At 72.8% G+C, this 19,992-nt stretch carries 18 protein-coding genes; 12 read left to right on the plus strand and 6 right to left on the minus strand.

Going from position 1 to position 19,992, the window contains the following annotated elements; translation table 11 throughout:
- Positions 1-27 precede the first annotated feature (27 nt).
- Both EU555_RS21755 and EU555_RS21760 read left to right on the plus strand, forming a co-directional pair.
- A complete protein-coding gene (locus tag EU555_RS21755) occupies positions 28-306 on the plus strand; it encodes a hypothetical protein (RefSeq protein WP_135412712.1) in 279 nt (92 codons plus the stop codon).
- Between the two features lie 402 nt (positions 307-708).
- Positions 709-1,068, plus strand: a complete 360-nt coding sequence (locus EU555_RS21760) for a hypothetical protein (protein ID WP_135417323.1) — start codon at positions 709-711, stop codon at positions 1,066-1,068.
- A 57-nt stretch (positions 1,069-1,125) separates the two neighbouring features.
- Here the strand turns inward: EU555_RS21760 and EU555_RS21765 are convergent, their stop codons facing one another.
- Complete coding sequence (locus EU555_RS21765) at positions 1,126-2,874, minus strand: carbamoyltransferase family protein (protein ID WP_135417357.1); 1,749 nt, start codon at positions 2,872-2,874, stop codon at positions 1,126-1,128.
- 231 nt (positions 2,875-3,105) lie between these two features.
- Here EU555_RS21765 and EU555_RS21770 point away from each other — a divergent pair, with 231 nt between their 5' ends.
- Complete coding sequence (locus EU555_RS21770) at positions 3,106-6,609, plus strand: AsmA-like C-terminal region-containing protein (RefSeq protein WP_135417324.1); 3,504 nt, start codon at positions 3,106-3,108, stop codon at positions 6,607-6,609.
- 184 nt (positions 6,610-6,793) lie between these two features.
- On the opposite strand, the gene EU555_RS21775 is transcribed toward EU555_RS21770, so the two are convergent.
- The gene (locus tag EU555_RS21775; protein ID WP_135417325.1) at positions 6,794-7,123 is read right to left on the minus strand and encodes a hypothetical protein; all 330 of its coding nucleotides are present in this window, start codon (positions 7,121-7,123) and stop codon (positions 6,794-6,796) included.
- 246 nt (positions 7,124-7,369) lie between these two features.
- Between EU555_RS21775 and EU555_RS21780 the strand changes: the two genes are divergently transcribed.
- From EU555_RS21780 to EU555_RS21790, 3 genes are all read left to right on the plus strand, one after another.
- On the plus strand, positions 7,370-8,527 hold the full coding sequence (locus EU555_RS21780; protein ID WP_135417326.1) for an aminotransferase: 1,158 nt from the start codon (positions 7,370-7,372) through the stop codon (positions 8,525-8,527).
- 81 nt (positions 8,528-8,608) lie between these two features.
- Positions 8,609-9,163 (plus strand): DUF4112 domain-containing protein, encoded by a 555-nt coding sequence (locus EU555_RS21785; RefSeq protein ID WP_135417327.1) that lies wholly within the window; start codon positions 8,609-8,611, stop codon positions 9,161-9,163.
- Between the two features lie 28 nt (positions 9,164-9,191).
- A complete protein-coding gene (locus EU555_RS21790; protein ID WP_135417328.1) occupies positions 9,192-10,382 on the plus strand; it encodes an ABC transporter permease in 1,191 nt (396 codons plus the stop codon).
- A gap of 28 nt (positions 10,383-10,410) precedes the next feature.
- On the opposite strand, the gene EU555_RS21795 is transcribed toward EU555_RS21790, so the two are convergent.
- Positions 10,411-10,890: a cupin domain-containing protein gene (locus EU555_RS21795; protein ID WP_135417329.1), complete on the minus strand. Its 480-nt coding sequence runs from the start codon at positions 10,888-10,890 to the stop codon at positions 10,411-10,413.
- Between the two features lie 287 nt (positions 10,891-11,177).
- Here EU555_RS21795 and EU555_RS21800 point away from each other — a divergent pair, with 287 nt between their 5' ends.
- From EU555_RS21800 to EU555_RS21825, 6 genes are all read left to right on the plus strand, one after another.
- Complete coding sequence (locus EU555_RS21800) at positions 11,178-11,747, plus strand: SCO family protein (protein ID WP_167858633.1); 570 nt, start codon at positions 11,178-11,180, stop codon at positions 11,745-11,747.
- Between the two features lie 167 nt (positions 11,748-11,914).
- Positions 11,915-12,484, plus strand: a complete 570-nt coding sequence (locus tag EU555_RS21805; protein WP_135417331.1) for a QcrA and Rieske domain-containing protein — start codon at positions 11,915-11,917, stop codon at positions 12,482-12,484.
- 206 nt (positions 12,485-12,690) lie between these two features.
- Positions 12,691-14,484, plus strand: coding sequence for a PQQ-dependent dehydrogenase, methanol/ethanol family (locus EU555_RS21810; RefSeq protein ID WP_135417332.1), 1,794 nt, complete (start codon positions 12,691-12,693; stop codon positions 14,482-14,484).
- 20 nt (positions 14,485-14,504) lie between these two features.
- A complete protein-coding gene (locus EU555_RS21815) occupies positions 14,505-15,011 on the plus strand; it encodes a hypothetical protein (protein ID WP_135417333.1) in 507 nt (168 codons plus the stop codon).
- A gap of 110 nt (positions 15,012-15,121) precedes the next feature.
- Complete coding sequence (locus EU555_RS21820; RefSeq protein WP_135417334.1) at positions 15,122-16,333, plus strand: acyl-CoA dehydrogenase family protein; 1,212 nt, start codon at positions 15,122-15,124, stop codon at positions 16,331-16,333.
- A 67-nt stretch (positions 16,334-16,400) separates the two neighbouring features.
- Positions 16,401-17,378 carry an alpha/beta hydrolase gene (locus EU555_RS21825; protein WP_135417335.1) on the plus strand — a complete coding sequence of 326 codons (978 nt, stop codon included), beginning with the start codon at positions 16,401-16,403 and terminating at the stop codon, positions 17,376-17,378.
- A 45-nt stretch (positions 17,379-17,423) separates the two neighbouring features.
- Here EU555_RS21825 and EU555_RS21830 read toward each other — a convergent pair whose 3' ends face one another.
- From EU555_RS21830 to EU555_RS21840, 3 genes are all read right to left on the minus strand, one after another.
- Complete coding sequence (locus EU555_RS21830) at positions 17,424-19,121, minus strand: saccharopine dehydrogenase family protein (protein ID WP_135417336.1); 1,698 nt, start codon at positions 19,119-19,121, stop codon at positions 17,424-17,426.
- Between the two features lie 42 nt (positions 19,122-19,163).
- Positions 19,164-19,589 (minus strand): thiol-disulfide oxidoreductase DCC family protein, encoded by a 426-nt coding sequence (locus EU555_RS21835; protein ID WP_135417337.1) that lies wholly within the window; start codon positions 19,587-19,589, stop codon positions 19,164-19,166.
- Positions 19,590-19,675: 86 nt separating this feature from the next.
- Positions 19,676-19,969 (minus strand): hypothetical protein, encoded by a 294-nt coding sequence (locus tag EU555_RS21840; protein WP_135417338.1) that lies wholly within the window; start codon positions 19,967-19,969, stop codon positions 19,676-19,678.
- Positions 19,970-19,992 lie beyond the last annotated feature (23 nt).

A 19,992-nucleotide genomic window follows, 5' to 3' on the forward strand; every position in this document is an offset into this window, starting at 1 on the left:
GTCGATTCAAAGGAGACTGAATACCATATGAAGACCCGCATCGCCGCCGTCGCCACCGCGCTCGTCCTTGGCGTCGCTCCGATCTCGTCCGCCATGGCATTCAGCGCCAACTCCCCCGCCCGCCCATTCTGGAGCCAGACCGTCGAGGGCCGGGACGTCGAGACCACCGGCTCGCTCGGCTCGGCCAATACCAGCGTGCCGTTCTACGGCGCCTGCCCGATGAGCTCGGCCGCCGAGGGCAACGCCAACCAGCAGAACTTCCCGGTCAAGCAGTACGGCCAGACTGCCGGCGGGTACCGCTGCTGAGGGGGCCGGCGATGAGCGAGATGCGCTTTCTGCGCGCCGTGTCCTACGGCATGATCGGGGTTCTGGCCGGCGGCCTCGCCATGACGGTCGTCGGCACCGCCAACGCCCTGATGAACATGTAACGCCGATGAAGGGCCGCCCGGGAGGGCGGCCCTTGTCGCGTCGAGCCGCGCTGTCCTGGGCGCCCACGACCGTCACCGTCACCCGAAATACACACTCTCGACCGAACCGTAGGCATACCCGGAAATCGCCGCAAACCGCCGCCACAGCTTGAGCCCGACGGCACGAGGCTTTCGTCGGTCCCGCGCCGTCCCGTCCGATGCTGCGTCGGCCGGCAAGTTTGGCACTTCGTTAAGCACTCACTCGCATCCTCGCGCAAACACCCTTTCGGAGATTTCCAGCGTGCGCGCTCTGACCTCATACGGCCTTCCGCGCCTCGGCGCGGGCGCGGCGCTCGTCGCCGCCCTCTTCGTCGTCGCCCCCCAGGCCCAGGCCCGCGACAATGTCGGCGCGGCGATCCTCGGCGGCGCGGCTGCGGGCGTGCTCGGCGGCGTCGCGGCCGGTGCCATCATCAACGGTGCCCAGGCCGCCCCCCCGCCGCCGCCGGCCTACGTCGTGCCGCCGCCGCGCCGGGTCTACGTCGAGGAGCCCGAGACCGTGATCGTGCGCCCGCGCCGCGGCCCGATCTGCCATTTCGAGCGCCGCAAGGTGTGGCTCGACGACGAGTCCTTCACCTACAAGCGCGTCGAGGTCTGCGAGTAATCGCGCAGCACCGCAAGGTTTTCAGGGGCCGGCACCCGGGGACGGGGCCGGCCCGTCTCACGTCTTGACCCCGTCCTTCACCAGGATCCAGTCCTCGATCACCACGGCGTCGAGACCGGTGGTGGCGAACATCAGGATCGCGTCCTCGGCGGTGTGGAGGATCGGCTTGCCCATCACGTTGAAGCTGGTGTTGAGCAGGATCGGCACGCCGGTGCGCGCGGCGAAGGCCCGGATCAGGGCGGCGTAGGCGGGGTTGCGCGCCTCGGTCACGCTCTGGAGGCGCCCGGTACCGTCCTCGTGGACGACCGCCGGCACCCGTGCGCGCATCTCGGGCCGCCACACCAGGGTGCGCTCCATGTAGGGGCTGTCCTGGTAATCCTCGAACCAGTCCGGCCCGGCCTCGGCCAGGATCGAGGGCGCGAAGGGCCGGAACGCCTCGCGGTACTTCACCTTGGCGTTGAGAGCCGCCTTGGCGTCGGCCGGGCGCGGGTCGGCCAGGATCGAGCGGTTGCCGAGCGCCCGGGGCCCGAACTCCGCCCGCCCCTGCACCCAGCCGACGAGGCCGCCGGCGGCCAGGATGTCGGCCGCGGCCTGCGTCACGCCGTCATGCCCGAGATGCCTGAGGCGCGGCTCCCAGCCGACCATCCGCTCCAGCGGCTCGGTCGAGACGCGCGAGCCGAGATAGGGCGTGGCGAGGGCGCCCGGCCCGGTCCAGTCCGGGTTGTCCTCCTGGAAGGCGAGCCAGGCCGCTCCCAGCGCGTTGCCGTCGTCGGCGGGCGCCGACGGCACGTGCAGGCGCCGGAAGCCGGAGCGTTGAAGCAGCTTCCCGTTATAGGACGAGTTGAGCGCGCAGCCGCCGGTGAGGACGAGGTTCTCGTGGGGGCTGAGCCGCCACGCCTCGGCGACGAGCACGTCCATCATCTCCGAGAAGACCGCCTGGCCGCAGGCCGAGAGGTCGGCCCAGCCCTCGGCCTCGGCCTCGGCCGGGCGGCGGGCCCGGATCTCGTCCGCCACCGCCTGGACGGTGGCGGCGTCGGAGAAGCGCAGGCGGCCGCCCTCGACCCGGTAGAGCCGGCGCAGGAGCCCCATCAGGTCCGGGTCGGGCCGGCCGTAGGGGGCGAGCCCCATGATCTTCCACTCCTCGCCCTTGGCCTGGTCGAACCCGGCGAGGTCGGTGACGAAGCCGAAGAAGAAGCCGATCGATTCGCGCCCGCGATGGCGCTTCACCTCGATCAGCCGCCCGGCCTCCATCCGGTAGATCGCCGAGGCGCCGGTCTCGCCCATGCCGTCGACGACGAGGCAGGTGGCGTCCCGGAACGGCGAGCCCCACAGGCCATAGGCCGCATGCGTCAGGTGGTGGGGGTAGCGCCGCAGACCCGCGATCGTCGAGCGGCCACCATGGGCCCGGTCGAGGCCGAGCAGCGTGCCGTAGCCGGCGCGGCCCTGCGCCAGGCCGAGCTCGGCGATGAAGGTGCGCTCGGCCCGCTCCGGTACCAGCGAGCGGTTGAGGGCGGGGGAATGGGCCGCCAGGGCTTCGAGCCCGAAGGCGCCGGCCGCGGCCTGGCCGGAGAGGTAGCGGCTGAAATCCGGCCCCCAGGTCGTGGCGACCACCAGCTCCGCCCCGGGCGGTAGGTGGGCCTCGAGCAGGCCCGCCATCCGGGGCGCCGAGTCCGGCTCGCAGTTCGGGGCGCGCTTGTACTGCAGGTAGCGCTCCGTCGCCTCGGCGAAGAGCACCGCGCCGTCCGGCCCGACCAGGGCGAGGGCCGGGTCGTGGAAGGTGGTGGCGAGGCCGAGATAGTAGCGCATCGGATCAGGGAGCTTGGTCACGCCGCCGCTCTAACAGTGCCGGCCCGTGCTGTCAGGTCGGCAGCAAGCGTTGCGCGGGCGCATCGGGGCAGGGTCCCGCTGCGTGATCGCGGCGGATTTCGCCCGCGTCTCCGCTGCCGATATGCTAGCGCAGTCATCGGGGTACGGCCCGCCGGGCCGTCGGACGAACAAGGGGCGGCGCTCTCCTCGCGGGGCGGCACGGACAGCACGGTGCGCGACATCCTGACCGCCCTGGCGGGCCTCGTCATCCTGATCCTCGCCGCGGCCCTGGTCGCGCCGCCCTTCATCCCGTGGGAATCCTACCGCGCCGGGTTCGACGCGGCGCTAAGCCGGTCCCTCGGGGTCGAGGCGCACAGCGACGGCCGCCTCGAGATCCGCCTGCTGCCCTCGCCGCGCCTGCGGGTCGACCACCTGGTGCTGGCGACGGGGCGCGACCGGCCCTCCCTCGACGCGCGCTTCGTCAAGGCGGAGATCGCCCTCACCCCGCTCCTCTCCGGCGAGATCCGCTTCACCGAGACCCGGATCGGCCGCGGCGAGGTCACCCTGCCGATGACCGAGGCCGGCAGCTTCCGGCTCCCGCCCGGCCTCGCCGAGGCCGTGGGCGGAGAGCTGGCGGTCGAGGACCTGCGGGTGAGCCAGCTCCTCGTCACCACCCGGGTGGCGGCGACCGGGCGCACCGACCAAGTCTATGCCGAGAACGTCCGGCTCTCCGCGCCGCGCCTGTCCGGACCGTGGCGGGCGGAAGGCAGCGTCGAGACGGTGCCGTTCCGCCTCTCCACCGGCGCTCCCGGCCCGGACGGGACCGTGCCGGTGAAGCTCGGCGCCGGCGGCGACACGGTGCCGCGCCTCGATCTCGACGCCCGATTGAGCGTCGCGGCCGACCCGGACGGCGGCGGGGTGCCGGAGGCGAGCGGCACCGCCCGCCTGGTGGTGGGACCGCCGGCCCAGGTCGCCGGGGCCGGCCTGCCGTTCTCGGTCCAGGGCGGGTTCAAGGCGAAGGGCCGCCACGCGAGCTTCGACAGCGTGAGCCTCGAGGTACCGGGCGAGGCCCCGTTGCGCGTCGCCGGCCGCGGCAGCCTCGACCTCGCGGCGGCCCGGGCGGCCCTCACCCTCGAGGCCCGCCGCCTCGACCTCGACGCCTTCCTGACGAGCGCCACCGGCCAGGCCCTGATCGGCCGCGGCCTCGCGCCCGCTTCCCTGCCCGGCACCCTCGCCATCGAGATCGCGGTCGACAGCCTGGTCCTCGCCCGGGAGGAATGGAGCGGCGCCAGCCTCGGGGCCCTGCTGCGGCCCTCGGGGGCGGTCTCGCTGCGCCGGCTGTCCGGCACGGCGGCGGGCGCGATGCGGCTGGCGCTCACCGGCGACGTCACGCCGAGCGGCGGCATCTCGGGCCACGTCGCGGTCGACGCCCCCGCCTCGGACCGGCTCGCCCGCCTCCTCGACCACCTCGGCCTCGGCGGCCCGCTCAGCGGGCTACTCGACGGGCGGCCGTTCTCGGCCGAGGCCGATGTGGCGGCGGCCCTGCCGGTGCTCTCGCTGCGCAACGCCCGGGTGGCGCTCGGGGGTGCCAAGATCACCGGCAGCGCCCGCTACAGCCCGACCGGGCCGGACGTGCCGCGCCCGCGCCTCGACGCGCAGATCGTCGCCGATGGTCTCGACGTCGCGGAGTTGCCGCCGATGCGCGGCGCGATCGCGGCCCTGCAGGACCACGACGTCGGCCTGACGCTCCAGGCCCGCGACCTGCGCTACGGCCCGACCGGCACCCGCACCGGCGAGATCGCCGCGAGCCTGCAATCCGAGGGAGCGGCGCTCCGCCTCGACAGCCTGGAGGTGCGCGACCTCGCCGGCGCCCAGGCCAGCCTCTCGGGCCGGATCGGCGCCGACGGGGCCGGGCGCATCGCCGGCCGGGTGAGCGCCCCGGTGGCCGCGCCGCTGATCGACCTCGTCTCCCGCACCTTCGTCGACGAGGCGCGGGTGCTGCCGGCCTTCCTGCGCGACGGCCCGGTCGCCCTCGAGGTGACGCTGGAGCGGGAGCCGGGCGCGGTCGAGGACGGCCGCCTGCGCGGCCACGCCCGCGGCAGCGCCGCCGGCGGCCGGCTCGGCCTGTCCGTCGCCGCCCGGGCCGGGCGCCTCGACAGCCTCGACGCGCGCCTCGACGGCGTCGCCTCCGGCCGCTGGCTCGGCCGGCCGGACGATCCGGCGCTGGCATCCCCCGCGAACCTGCGCCTCGGCGGGCGGCGGGCGGAGGCGAGCGCACCGTTGAGCCTGACCCTGGACGCCGAGATCGCCGGGGCGGCGATCGGCACCAGCCGTCCGCTGCTGCTGCCCGCGGCGGGGGGCCCGGTCCAGGACGGCGCGCTGACCCTGGCCTCCCCGGACCTGCGGCCGCTCGCGGGCCTCCTCGGCCGGGCCGCCGCCCCGCCCGACCCGGTGCCGGCGCGGCTGACCCTCGGCCTTAGCCGCAGCGGCGAGATCCCGCGCCTGGCACTCGCCGGCACGGTGGCGGGCACGGCGATCGACGCGACGCTGACCCGGAACGCCACCGGCGACGTCGCCGGCAGCGTCGCGCTCGAGCGGCTCTCCCTGCCCTGGCTCACCGGTGCCCTGGGGCTGAATATCGGGGCGGCCTCCGCCGGCACCGAGAGCTGGGCCGCCGCTCGGTTCGCCCCCCCCGCCGTGCCACCGGTGACCGGACAGGTCGCCATGACGGTACGGCGGCTCGACCTCGGCCGCGGCCTTGCGGCGGACTGGGCGCGGTTCGGCCTCGGGCTCGGTGCCGACGGGCTCAGCCTGCGCGAGTTCGAGGCCGGCCTGGCGGGCGGGCGGCTCGCCGGCAGCGCCACCCTGGCGCGCCAGGGTGGCCAGGCGACGCTGTCGGCGGAGGGAAGCCTGACGGCGGCGGCGCTCCCGACGCTCACCGGGGGCGAGGCCGTGCGGGGCCAGGTCAGCCTGCGCCTGCGCCTCGGCGCGGCGGGCGACAGTCCGGCCGCCCTCGTCGGCAACCTCGCGGGCAGCGGCGGCCTCGAACTCGCCGGGCTGACCCTGCGCGACCTCGACCCGGCGGCGGTGCAGCGGGCGCTCGCCCGGCTCCTCGCCGAGGAGGATCCGCTCCGGGCGGGCCGCGTCGAGCGGGTGGTGTCGGAGGAGTTCGACCGCGGGCCGCTGGTGCTGGCCGGGCCGGTCGCGGTGCCGGCCTCGATGGTCGGCGGCACCCTGCGCACCGGCACCCTGACCCTCGATCTCGGCCCGGCCTCCTGGTCCGGCCTGGTCCAGGTCGACATGAAGTCGCTGCGCCTCGACGCCCGCGGCACCCTGACCGCCACCACGACGCCCCGGGCCTGGACGGCGCCGGCCCCGACCCTCGGTCTGGCGCTCGCCGGCCCGCTCGCCCGGCCGCAGCGCGAGCTCGACCTCGTCCCGCTCAGCAACGTCCTGGCGGCGGTGGTGCTGCAGCGCGAACTCGACAAGATCGAGACGGTGGAGGCGGACCGGAACGAGCTCGCCCGCCGCCGCAGCCGCCTGGAGATGGACCGCGCGCGGACCGTGGAGGAGGCGCGGCTTGCCAAGCAACGGGCGGAGGAGGCCGCGAGGGCCGCCGAGGCTGCCCGCGCGACGGAGGCCGCGCGTGCGGCGGAAGCCGCGCGCCAGAAGGCGGAGGAGGAGGAGGCGTCGCGCCGGCAGGGCAGCGGGGTGCCGGAGACGGGCAGTCCGTGAGGTGGTCGGCCAGGCCTAAAGGCCGGTGACCTCGGATGTCCGGCCGGCCCGTGAGCGCCGTCCACGAACGGCGAGACGGGTCGCTCCGGCTCTCCGACCATTTCCTCCTCCCTCGACGGGGGATGGAAGGGTCGGATCGTCACGTCGACGCTCCGTCACGCGACGCCCTCCTCGCGTCTCCGCCTTACGGGCTGCCGCCGGCCGCGCCGTTGCCGCCATTGCGGCCGAATTGCGGGACCGCCCGGGTCTGCTGCTCGGCGTTGCCGGCGGCGGCCGAATCGTCGACCGCGGTGCTGGCGCCGGTGCGGCCGGGGATCACGTCGACGGCGCCCGGGCCGCTGTTCGTCGCTCCGCCGAGGCTTCCGGTCGCCCCGGGATCGACCGGGCTGACGATGACCGGGCGGGCACCCGGAGCCGCGCCGGGAGGCAGCGCGCCGGGAGGCGCCACGACGTTCTGCGCGAGGGCGAGCGTCGGCACGCCGCAGGCCAGGGCGGCCAGTGCATATTTCAGCATGATGTTCCTCTGAGATCGCGGGAGAACCCCCGTTGGCCAGTCAAACCGCGCCAGCCTGCGATGTTTCACCAAAATACACGTGATTCCGATTTTCGGTTTACCTATGTCAAGCAGGCTGTGGCGGAGCGCGGCGCTTCCTCCTGCGCACCGACACGGCGCGATCGCGACCCTGGCGGCTCGGTTCCGTCCGGCGGCACGGCGTGGTAGCGAGGCTCCCGCATCGTCCTCGAACCCGCCGCGCTTCGCATGAACCCCATCTTCGCCGACCTGCCGACCACCGTCTTCGAGGTGATGTCGGCGCTCGCCCGCGAAACCGGCGCCGTGAATCTCGGCCAGGGGTTTCCGGACGATCCGGGCCCGGCGGACGTGCGCGCCAAGGCCGCCGAGGCGGTGGTGGAGGGCTGGAACCAGTACCCGCCGATGATGGGGCTGCCGGAGCTGCGCCGGGCGATCGTGCAGCACTACGCCCACTGGCAGGGGCTCGTCCTCGACGCGGACACGGAGGTGATGGTGACCTCCGGCGCCACCGAGGCGCTCGCCGGCGCCCTGATGGCGCTGATCGAGCCCGGCGACGAGGTCGTTCTGTTCGAGCCGATGTACGACGCCTACCTGCCGCTGGTGCGCCGGGCCGGCGGCGTGCCGCGCTTCGTCACCCTGACGCCGCCGCACTTCCGGCTGACCGAAGAGGCGCTCGCCGCCGCCTTCTCGCCGCGCACGAAGGTTGTGCTGCTCAACAACCCGCTCAACCCCGCCGCCACCGTCTTCCCGGACGAGGACCTGGAACGGCTCGCCGCCTTCTGCCGGCGTCACGATGCCGTGGCTGTGTGCGACGAGGTCTGGGAGCACGTGGTGTTCGACGGCCGCCGCCACCGGCCCCTGATGGCGTTCCCGGGCATGCGCGAGCGCACGGTGAAGATCGGCTCGGCGGGCAAGATCTTCTCGCTCACCGGCTGGAAGGTCGGCTTCGTGATGGCCGCCCCCCACCTCATGCGGGGCCTCGCCAAGGCGCACCAGTTCCTCACCTTCACCACGCCGCCGAACCTCCAGGCCGCGGTGGCCTACGGTCTCGCCAAGGACGAGTCCTACTACGAGGGCATGCGGGTCGACTTCGCCCGCGCCCGCGACCGCTTCGCGCAAGGCCTGCGGAGCCTCGGATTCAGCGTGCTGCCCTCGGCCGGCACCTACTTCCTGAACCTCGACATCGCGCCGCTCGGCGAGAGCGACGACGTCGCCTTCTGCGAGCGGCTGGTGCGGCAGCATGGCGTCGCGGCGATTCCGGTGAGCGCCTTCTACGTCGACCAGCCGGTGCGCACCATCGTGCGGTTCTGCTTCGCCAAGCGCGACGACACCCTCGACCGGGCGCTGGACCGCCTCGCCGGCCTGGCGCCGGGGCGCGCGGCCTGATGCGGGGCCTCCTTGTTGAACCGCAGGGGCGGGGCCACATCCTGGGGCATGAGCACCACGCACACGCTCCGGAGCCCCGGGATGACCTCTTCGCAGACGGCCGGCCGCGTCCCGCCCTTCGGGGCCGGCTCCTTCGGCCAGGGTGGCGAGTTTCAGGGCGGCAGCTTCAAGGAAAGCCGCTTCCCGCAGGACGATCCCTTCGGCCTGCGCGCCAGGGCCGGACAGGCCAAGGGAGGCCAGGGCTTGGCCGGCTCGACGCCCGAGCAGGTGATGGCGCGCCTCGATCTCCTCGCCCACGTCCTCGATTCGGCGATCCTGCTGCCCGGCAACCGGCGCATCGGCCTCGACGCGATCGTCGGCCTGATCCCGGTGATCGGCGATGCGATCACCACCGCGATCTCGTCCTACATCGTCTGGGAGGCCCGCCGCCTCGGCGCGCCGCGCTGGCTTCTCGCCCGCATGGCGGCGAACGTCGCGATCGACGGCGTGGTGGGCGCGGTGCCGCTGGTCGGCGACCTGTTCGACGCCGCCTTCAAGGCCAACCGCCGCAACGTCGCGCTGCTGCGCCGGCACCTCGAGCGCAGCGGGGCGCTCAAGCCCAGCGTGATCGACGTCACGGCGACCCGCATCGACTGACGCCGGGCATCGCGCCGGGGGATGCCGCATGAACCAGCGCCCCCCGACGCCCGAGCTCGACGCGATCCCGGTCACCTCGCCGGCCGCAGGGCCGGCGAGCCTGCCGCTCCCGGGACCTGCCGGCACCGGGCGGCTGTCGCCGCTCAACCGGCGGCGGCTGGCGAATTTCAAGGCGAACCGGCGCGGTTACTGGTCGTTCGTGCTGTTCTGCCTGCTGTTCGTCGCGAGCCTCTTCGCCGAGTTCATCGCCAACGACCGGCCGATCGTCGCCTCCTACAAAGGCGAGATCCTGTTTCCGATCGTGGTCGATTACCCGGAGGAGAAGTTCGGCGGCTTCCTTGCGCGCACCGATTACCGCGATCCGGTGATCGCCAAGGAGATATCCCAGAACGGCTGGGCCGTCTGGCCGCCGATCCGCTTCTCCTACAACACCCACAACCTCGACCTTCCGGTGCCGGCCCCGGCGCCGCCGACCTGGCGCCTGTCGGACGACCAGTGCCGCGCCGTGGCGCAGAAGACCGGCGGCACGACCTGCCGCGACATCGAGTGGAACTGGCTCGGCACCGACGACCAGGGCCGCGACGTCGTCGCCCGGCTGCTCTACGGCTTCCGCCTCTCGGTGCTGTTCGGGCTCACCCTGGCGCTGGTCTCCTCGGTGATCGGGGTGCTGGCCGGCGCGGTGCAGGGCTATTTCGGCGGCTGGGTCGACCTCGTGTTCCAGCGGGTGATCGAGATCTGGACCGCGATCCCCTCGCTCTACCTGCTCATCATCATCTCGTCGATCATCACGCCGAGCTTCTTCGTGCTGCTCGGCATCCTGCTGCTGTTCTCCTGGGTGTCGCTGGTCGGGGTGGTGCGGGCGGAATTCCTGCGCGCGCGCAACTTCGAGTACGTGCGCGCGGCCCGGGCGCTCGGGCTCTCGAACGCCCGCATCATGTTCCGCCACCTCCTTCCCAACGCCATGGTGGCGACGCTGACCTTCCTGCCGTTCGTGCTGAACGGCTCGATCACGACGCTCACCTCGCTGGACTTCCTCGGGTTCGGCCTGCCGCCGGGCTCGCCCTCCCTCGGCGAGATGCTGGCCCAGGGCAAGGCCAACCTGCAGGCGCCCTGGCTGGGCCTGACCGGCTTCGCGGTGATCGCCGTGACGTTGAGCCTCCTGATCTTCGCCGGCGAGGCGGTGCGGGACGCGTTCGACCCGCGGAAGACCTTCCGGTGACGCCGCCGCTCCGGCAGGCCCGGAGCGTCTACTCGCCGGAGCCGTACCAGGTGAAGTGCTTCTTCACCGGCTCGATCACCTCCCACGTGCCCGAGAAGCCCTTCGGCGTTACGAAGGCGTCGCCCGCCCGGTAGGTCCGGGCAGAGCCCTCCGCGTCGGTGACCACGACGACGCCCTCGAGGAGCTGGATGAACTCCGCCCGGCCGAAATCGATGCGGAACTTGCCCGGCTGGCAGGTCCAGATGCCGGCGGCGAACAGGCCGTCCGGGCTGGTATAGACGTAGGTCGCGGTCTGGACCGGGTTGCCCGAGAGGATGTGCGAGCGCGGCGGCAGGTAGGCCTCGGCCGGCGGCTGCACCTTTGGGAAGTCGCTGTTCGTCTGGACTGGCCCGTCGAGGAGGCGCGGCGCCGAGCGCTGCACGAAGGGAAACGCGCGCAGCACCGGCACGACGCTCAAGTAGGCCAGCATCGGCCCCGACATCGTGACGAGTTGCTTGATGATCCCCATGACGTCCCCCGAGCTGGCATTCGCGGGCCGCGATGGCCCCTGCATCGATGGGGACACGAAACGCCATCGCGCTTAAGGGAAAGCTGAGCCGGATGCTCGGATGCGCGGCAACCCGGCTTCGGCCGTCGGAACGGTTAAGCAGCCCTTCGCGCGACGTCGGGATCGGGCCTCTCCGACGCGCGGCCGCTCGCACACAAGCCTGCGAGTTCTGGGAATAGAAACATCGGGGCCGTTGGCGGCCGCGCCCGGGCGGGCTTACATCGCGGATGCGGTGTGAGGTCGACGCCATGGCTGCTGTCTCGTCCTGGTTGCGGCGCCTGGGCCAGGGCCTGGCCCTCGCCGCGGCCCTGTCGGGAGCCGCCGCGGCGGCCACGGCCGGCCCCCTGGCCTGGCCCGCCGGGCGCGACCTGGTCGACCAGACCGGCGCCGCCGTGGACGAGGCCCGCTTCGCGGGCCGGCTGCGCCTGATCTATTTCGGCTACACCCGCTGCCCGGACCTCTGCCCCACCGCCCTGATGACGCTGACCCAGGCCCTCGACGACCTGCCGCCCGCCCTGCTGGTGCGGCTGGTGCCGGTGATGGTGGCGGCCGATCCGGAGCGGGACGGCCCGGCGGTGCTCGCCCGCTACCTCGACACCTTCCACCCCGCCATCGTGGCGGTCACCGGGCCGATCGCGGCCATCGACGCCCTCGCGGCCGCCTACGTCGCGCCGATCCGGCGGCACGACGGGATCGTCGACCACCCGGGCGACTTCTTCCTCGTCGGGCCGGCGGGCGACCTCCTGGAGCGGCTGCCTTCCGCGACGACGACGCCGGAGGCGCTCGCCGGGGCGCTGAAGGTCGCCCTGGAACGCTGACGCTCTGCTGCATCGCAAAGCATTCTTTGCGGCGCAGCAAGCAGTCACAATGTCGAGATCTGATGATGCGGTGCAACCGCCGCACCGCCCGGGGTTGACGCGACCGGCAGCTCGGCTACTCATAGAGAAAATCGTAAGAACAAAGAACGTTTCCACCGGGAGGTGAAATGGCTCGAGCAGGAGAACGCGCGCAGGGTCTCGACCGGCGCAGCGTGATGATGGGGGCTGTTGCCTGCTGCGCGGTGGGGAATGCCGCCTATGCGGGACCGGAGGATGCGCTGCCGCAGAAGGGCGACCGGCTGGTGATCGGCGACGGCGCGAAGGCGGGCCAGCCGGTCACCCTCGAGGGCCTGCCGGTCGGCGGCGAGCTCGTCGAAGCGGTGGCGGTCGATGCGCAGGGGGTCAAGCGCGAGGGTTCGCGCTTCGCCAAGATCATCCTGGTCCGCGTCGCGCCCGACGAGGTCGCCGAGAGCCAGCGCGCGCACGCGGTCGACGGCGTCCTGGCGCTCTCGGCCATCTGCACCCACCAGGGCTGCACCATCTCCGGCTGGAGCCACGAGACGAAGCGCCTGAGCTGCTTCTGCCACCATTCCGAGTTCCTGCCGGCCGAGGGCGGCCGGGTCGCCAAGGGGCCGGCGCGCAAGCGCCTGCCGGTGCTGCCGCTCGCCAAGGGCGAGGGCGGAACGCTGATGGTGGCCGGCGGCTTCACGGCCAAGCCGGGACCCGGCCCCGCCTGAGCGGGGCTTGGCCCGCCTGAGCGGGGCTTGGCCTGCCTGAGCGGGATTTGGCTCCGCCTCGGCGGGGCCCAGGACGGCGGCGCCCCCGTGCCGCCGACGACGACCGAGCCCCGCGCAGCAACGACGCGGGTCCGGACAACGAGGTCACCAGGGTTTGAGGAAATGCCGGGCCGGCCCGCGCCTGCCCCCGCCGTGAGGAGAGCAGCATGTCACGTCTCGTTCGAGCCAGGGGCTGGCTGGCCGCCGTCGCGCCCTGCGCCGTCGCGCTGGCGCTCGCCGTCGGCCCGGTCCAGGCCGGTCCCGTCGACTACAAGCCGGTCACCGACCAGCGCCTCGCCAACCCCGAGCCCGAGAACTGGCTGCAGTACCGGGGCAACTACCAGAGCTGGGGCTACTCCCCCCTCGACCAGATCACCGCGAAGAACGTCACCAAGCTCGTCCCGGCCTGGAGCCTGTCGACCGGCGTGAGCGAGGGCCATCAGGCCCCGCCGATCGTCAATAACGGGGTGATGTTCGTCTCCACCCCGCAGGCCCAGGTGATGGCGATCAACGCCCGCACCGGCGAGATCCTGTGGCGCTACCAGAAGGAGCTGCCGCCGGAACTCTCCCAGCTCCACCCGACCAACCGCGGCGTCGGCCTCTACGGCGACAACGTCTACGTGACGACCACCGACGCCTGCGTGGTGGCCCTCGGCGCCACCACCGGCAAGGTGAAGTGGGAGAAGTGCGTCGCCCCCTGGCAGGACGGCTACTACATGACGCTGTCGCCGCTGGTGGCGAAGGGCAAGATCGTGGTCGGCGTCTCGGGCGGCGAGTACGGCGTGCGCGGCTTCATCACGGCCCTCGACTCGGAGACCGGCAACGAGGCCTGGAAGACCTACACGGTGGCGGGCCCCGGCGACCCGGCGGCCGAGACCTGGAAGGGCGACACCTGGAAGACGGGCGGCGGCTCGGTCTGGATCCAGGGCAGCTACGACCCGGCGGCCAACCTCGCGTATTTCGGCACCGGCAACGGCGGCCCCTGGACGCCGGATTCGCGGCCCGGCGACAACCTCTACACCTCGTCGGTCGTCGCCCTCGACCTCGACAGCGGCAAGATCAAGGGCCACCACCAGTACCACTGGAACGACGCCTGGGACTGGGACGAGGTCTCGGCGCCGGTGCTGGTCGACATCGAGCGCGACGGCAAGAAGATCCCGGCCGCGATCCATGCCGGCCGCAACGGCTACCTCTGGACCCTGGAGCGCAGCAAGGACGGGCCCCTGAGCTTCGTCGACGGCAAGCCGTTCGTCTACCAGAACGTCTTCTCGTCCCTCGACCTGAAGACCGGCCGGCCTGCTTACAACCAGGACAAGATCCCGGGCATCAACCGCCGCGCCGCCTTCTGCCCCGGCCTGTGGGGCGGCAAGGACTGGCCGCCGGAGGCCTACAACCCGAAGACCGGCCTGTTCTACATCCCCTCCAACGACAACCTGTGCTCGGAGCTGGCCGGCGCCCAGGCCGGCACGCGCAAGCCCGGTGAGCTCTATATCGGCATCCCGATCGACGAGGTGCTGAACTCGCTGCGCCTGCGCGACGGCGTCGACAAGTCGAAGCCCTTCGCCATCGGGGCGATCCAGGCCTGGGATCCGAAGACCGGCAAGCGCGTGTGGCAGCACGACTTCCCGGATTCGGCAAACTGGGGGCCGCTGCTCACCACCGGCAGCGGGCTGATCTTCGCCGGCGGCACCAGCGACCGCAAGTTCCGGGCGCTGGACGGCACCACCGGCAAGGTGCTGTGGGAGACCCGGCTCAATTCCGGCGTCACCGGCGTGCCCTCGAGCTACATGATCGACGGCATCCAGTACGTCGCGGTCCAGGCCGGCTGGGGCGTCGACGCCGAGCGCATGCTGGCCGGCATCAACGCGGTGCTTCCCGAGGAGCGCCGGGTCAGCGTCCTGCCGCAGGGCGGGGTGATCTGGGTGTTCCGGGTCATGGGCGAGGAGGCGGCGGCCAAGTGATCGGCCAAGTGATCGGCCAAGTGACGGTCCGTCGTTCGATAGTGAAGCCGGGGCTGCGTCTCGCCGCCCTGGCGCTCGCCGCCGGTCTCCTCGGGGGACCGGCGGGCGCGCAACCCGCACAGGACGGGGCGGCCACCGCCGCCCTCCCCTCCCAGCCCGACGCGCTCGTCGCCTACGTGACGACGGCCCTGCGCGAGCACGATCTCTCCGCCTTCGAGCGGCTGGTGAACTGGACCGGCACGCGGGCACAGAGGAAGCGGCTGACCCTCTACCAGATCCGCTCCGGCTTCGGCCGGGCGATCAAGGCGGCGGCGCTCGAGCCGATGCCGGAGGACGGCCTCGCCGAGGCGACCTCCCGCGGGAGCCTGAAGGCCAACATGCCGGTGACCGACCGGCTGCGGGTGACGTTCGACGAGCAACCGGTCGAGGGCGACGCTCCCCCCACCAGCGTCTTCCTGATCGGCCGCGAGGGCGGCACCTACCGCATCGCCCTGCTGGTCCCGACCGGGCCACCAAAGGGCAAGTGATCGGGGCAAGTGACCGAGGCAGCGAGGAGAGGTCGGTCCGCGCTTGACCGCGGGCCCCGGGTGGCGCAAGCGTTCGGAATTATAATTCCACCGCCCCGAGGATTCGCCCCATGGATTTCACGCTCTCCCCGCGCATCGAGGAGTTCCGCGCCCGCATCGCGGCTTTCGTCGAGAGCGAGATCCTCCCCGTCGAGGCCGACCGCAGCACCTGGGACGAGCACGAGAATATCGGCCCGGAGGCGCTTGCCTCCCTGCGCGCCAAGGCCAAGGCCGCCGGGCTGTGGTGCCTGCAGCTCAAGCCCGAGACCGGCGGCCAGGGCCTCGGCAAGGTCGGCATGGCGGCCTGCTACACCGAGATGAACCGCTCGATCTTCGGGCCCGTGGTGTTCAACTCAGCCGCCCCCGACGACGGCAACATGATGGTGCTGGAGGCTCTCGGCACGCCCGAGCAGAAGGCGCGCTGGCTCGCGCCGATCGTCTCGGGCGCGGTGCGCTCGGCCTTCGCGATGACCGAGCCGCATCCCGGCGGCGGCTCCGATCCCTCGATGATCCGCACGAGGGCCGAGCGCCAGCCGGACGGGTCGTGGCGGATCACCGGGCGCAAATGGTACATCACCGGCGCCGAGGACGCGGCCCACTTCATCCTGATCGCCCGCACCTCGGACGATCCGCGCTACGGGCTCACCGCCTTCCTGTTCCACCGCGACCAGCCGGGCTGGGAGATCGTCCGGCGCATCCCGATCATGGGTCCGGAGGAGCATGGCGGCCATTGCGAGCTCGCCTTCGACGGGCTCACGATCAAGCCCGAGGACGTGCTCGGCGGCGAGGGCAAGGGCCTGAAGGTGACCCAGGTCCGCCTCGGGCCGGCCCGGCTCACCCACTGCATGCGCTGGCTCGGGCTTGCCGGCCGCTGCGTCGAGATCGCGCAGGAGTATGCAGCCAAGCGCGAGGGCTTCGGCGTGCGGCTGGCCGACCGCGAGAGCGTGCAGCTGATGCTCGGCGGGCTGGCCATGGACATCGAGATCGGCCGCCTCCTGGTGATGCGCGCGGCCTGGGAGCTCGACCAGGGCCGCTTCGCGCGGAAAGAGGTTTCGATGGCGAAGGTCCACGTCGCCAACACCCTGCACCGGGCGGCCGATATCGGCATCCAGATCAACGGCGCCCGCGGCTACTCCAAGGACACGGTGCTGGAGTGGATCTACCGCTACGCCCGCCAGGCGCGTCTCGTCGACGGCGCCGACGAGGTCCACCGCATGGTGCTGAACCGCCACCTGGAATCGGAAGGACGCGGCTTCTTCGCATGGCCGACGGCGCATTCCTGAGCGGCGCCGTCCGGGCGAGGTTGTGGTAGGGCACTCCCCTCCCGCTACCCTCGCCCCCGAGTCGCCGATGCCCGCTCTCCATCCCGACGTCCAGGCGCTGCTCGTGATGCTGCGCGCCGCCAACGCGCAGCCCCTCGAGGCGCTGCCGCCCGAGGCGGCCCGGCGCAGCTACCTCGCCGGGCGCCGGGCGCTGCAGCCGCCGGCGGACCCGGTCGCGGAGATGCGCGACCTCGCGGCGCCCTCCCCCGCCGGACCGGTGCCCCTCCGGCTCTACCGCGGCGAGGGCACCGAGGCCGGACAAATCCTGCCCTGCCTCCTCTACCTGCATGGCGGCGGCTGGGTGCTCGGCAACATCGAGTCGCATGACTGGGTCTGCCGGCGCCTCGCCAACCTGACCCGCGCCTGCGTGATCGCGGTCGATTACCGGCTGGCCCCCGAGCACCCGTTCCCGGCGGCGGTCGAGGACGCGGCCGCGGCCTTGGCCTTCGTGGTCGAGCGGGCCGATGGGCTCGGCGTCGACCCGGCGCGGCTGGCGGTCGGCGGCGACAGCGCCGGCGGCAACCTCGCGGCGGTGCTGGCGCTGATGGGCCGCGACGGCACCCTGCCGCGGACCGCCATGCAGGTGCTGCTCTATCCGTCCCTCGATCTCGGCCTGACCAGCGAGGGCTTCGAGCGCATCACCGAGGGCCAGCCCCTCACCGCCGCGACGATGCGCTACTTCGTCGACCATTACGCCCCCGACCCGCGCGACCGCGCCGACTGGCGCGCCTCGCCGGCCCGGGCCGCCAGCCTCGCCGGCACGGCGCCGGCCCTGGTGCTGACCTGCGGCCACGACCCGCTCTGCGAGGAGGGCCGGGCCTACGCCCACCGCCTCGAGCGCGAGGGCGTGCCGGTCACCGCGCTCCACCTCTCCGACCAGACCCACGGCATCCTGACGATGAGCCGCGCGGTGCGGACCTCCGCGACGGTGCTGGCCTTCGTGGCGGAGGCCTTGCTCGAGCGCTGGAGCCTCGGCGCTCCGGAGGGCGGGCGCGGCGGTCGGTGACGGGTCACATCGGCCCGCGGCAGGGCTTATCGGGGTGGCGGGATCTCACGGACCGTGAACGGGTCGGGCGCGGTCCGTCGGGCACGCCACCGCCGGTTCCAGCGTGCCCCGGTAGGCGACGATCAGTCCGACGAGCGGCGCCCGGATCGTGACGTCGAAGGCGAACCGCCCGTCGATCTCCGTCTCGAAGGTCTCGCCCGTCGGCAACAGGGAGCGCGGCATCGGAATCCCGAGGATCGACCATCGCCGGGTGACGAAAACGAGCCGCTTCCCGTCGCGGACGAGGGCGATCGCCACGGCGACGACGCCGAACCGCTCGACCAGCAGGTACCGGTCCCGTCCCGTTCCGGCCGACTGCACCGACGCGAAGGTCTTTTCGCCGATGGTCCGCGTCCACCGCTCGCCCCCGTGCTCCGGCGAGACGATAACCGTGACTGGGGCGTTGCGTGCCGTATCCGGGAACCCGATCGTCGCGCAGAGGAGGCGGGCGACCAGGCCGGTTCCCCGCCGGACGCCCGCCGAGCCGGTCCAGCGACGGGATCCGGATCCCTCGTGGAACGCGCTGACCGGGGTGGGCAGCGTATCGAGGGCGGGCCCGAGAATGCCGCGATAGAGCGAGCCGCCGCCAGTGTCGTCCCGGAACCCGAAGACGATCGCGCGGCGCGCGAACGACGCCTCGTAATCCTCCAGTTCCAGGGCACGGACCGCCGAGCGGGCACCGGGTGCGGGCCGCTCCCCCCGCAGCCGCTTCCGGATCAGCGCCTCGATCGCCATCGAGGGGATCAGCGGGCCGTCGTCTCCCTCGGCCAGGAGATGCCAGCTGCGCACGACGTCGCGCCCGCCCAAGCGCCCGCGCACCGACACGACCATGCCGCCGCGATGCTCGCCGAACCGCAACCGGTTCAGCACCGCGTGAAAAAGCGGCGCGAAGGGCGTGAAGGCCGGCAGCCCGAACCGCGCCCGCGCCCTGGCCAGGAGGTTGAGCACCCGGTGCAACGCGTCCGGCACCGGCCCGGCCCCCATCCAGATGTCGGTCATCGCGGGATGCTCGGGCGGAAGCACCTGCAGGTCCGGCACGTCGACGAGGGAGAAGCGCAGGTTCCTCAGCGGCAGATATCCAGGCACCGCGACCGTGAAGCGGCGGCTCTCCGTCAGGCCCCGGGCCTCGACCGGCCGGCCGCCGCGCAGAAGCCGCACGGGACCGCCGGCACAGCCCGCCACGGCGCGCATGACGTTGAGACCGATCCCGGCATGGGGCGAGGGGGCGACGCCGCCCTCGACGGTCCGGATCTCCATGTCCGCCGCTACCTTGCGCAGGACGGCCGCGGTGAGCACCGGAAAGCTGCTGACGCCGGAGAGGATCGCGACGCCGGCCGCCCTCGCCTCCTCGTCGAACCGGGATACGCCGGCGACGAAATCCGCCCCGTCGGCGAAGTCGAGGTAGTCGACGCCCGCCGCGATGCAGGCTTCGATCACGCGGTACGGGTCGGCTCCGTACTCCTGGAACGGGCCCGAGGCATCCACCACCAGGTCCGGCTTCCGGGTGCGACAAGTCTCGGCGATGTCGGCCCGGTCGAGGACGAGGGGCTCGACCCGCGCCGCCCCGCGATGCGCGGCGCAGAAGGCCTGCGCCCGCGCGAGGCTTCGGCCGCAGATGATCAGGTCGAGGACGGACACGTCCTGCAGGAGCCGGACCAGCCTGCCGCCGAAGACGCCGTACCCGCCGAGGATCAGAACTCTCATTGACGGGTCTTCCCGGCTGGCGTGCGGATCCCGGAGCGGCTCCTACAGGATGCGGTCCCGGAAGCGCTCGGGAGCGATCCAGCAGGTCGCCCGCCGGCCGAACAGGCGGTAGCGGTTCCTCGCGACGAACCGGTAGACGGGATCGCGCAAGGCGGCCGGCACGATCCGGAAGACCCGCGCCAGGCTCCAGGGAAACCCGAGCGTCGCGTAGATGTGCAGGATTGCATCGCTGTCCCGGCGCATCCGGTCGCCTTCGACGACGAGCAGGGTCGCGGGATCGCTCGGGTCCATGCCGTGGCGACGGTAGAGGGAGCGCCCGACCTCGCCCTGCATCGCGGCGAGACGAAACCTCGCTGCGTGATCCCGCTCCAGCACGAACCGGGCATTGGCCGAGCACAGCACGCACTCGGCATCGAAGAGGATGATGGGACCGGGAGAAGCCGTCGCCGCGCGGGCCGTCGTCGTCATGCGCGGATCGTAGCCGCGCCTCCCCGCGCGAGGGAAGCCCGCGCGGCGATCCCGGCCGAGGCCTTGTGCCGACCGGCTCGGTTCGCTCAAGCCTCGCGGGGCGCGCGCTTCGGTGCGGGCTTGCGGCGGGGCTTGATCGCCGGCTCCACTGCCGCGGGCTCGGGCGCAGGCTCCGCCTCGGGCGCCTTCGCCTCGCGGGTGATCATCTCCACCATGCTCTGCGGCAGGCGGACGAAGTGGCCGGTGCCATGGCCCGACCGGTCGAGGATCTCGGCGAAGACCGGCCGGTGCGGCTCGTGCCCGGCCTCGCCCAACGCACAGGGACGGCGCGGCAGGGCGCTCAGCTTCGCGGCGAGTTCCTTCGGCACCAGTGCGTTCACGCCTCACCCTCCCGTCGGCCGGA

The sequence above is a fragment of the Methylobacterium nonmethylotrophicum genome, from assembly GCF_004745635.1.
Taxonomy (GTDB): Bacteria; Pseudomonadota; Alphaproteobacteria; order Rhizobiales; family Beijerinckiaceae; genus Methylobacterium; species Methylobacterium nonmethylotrophicum.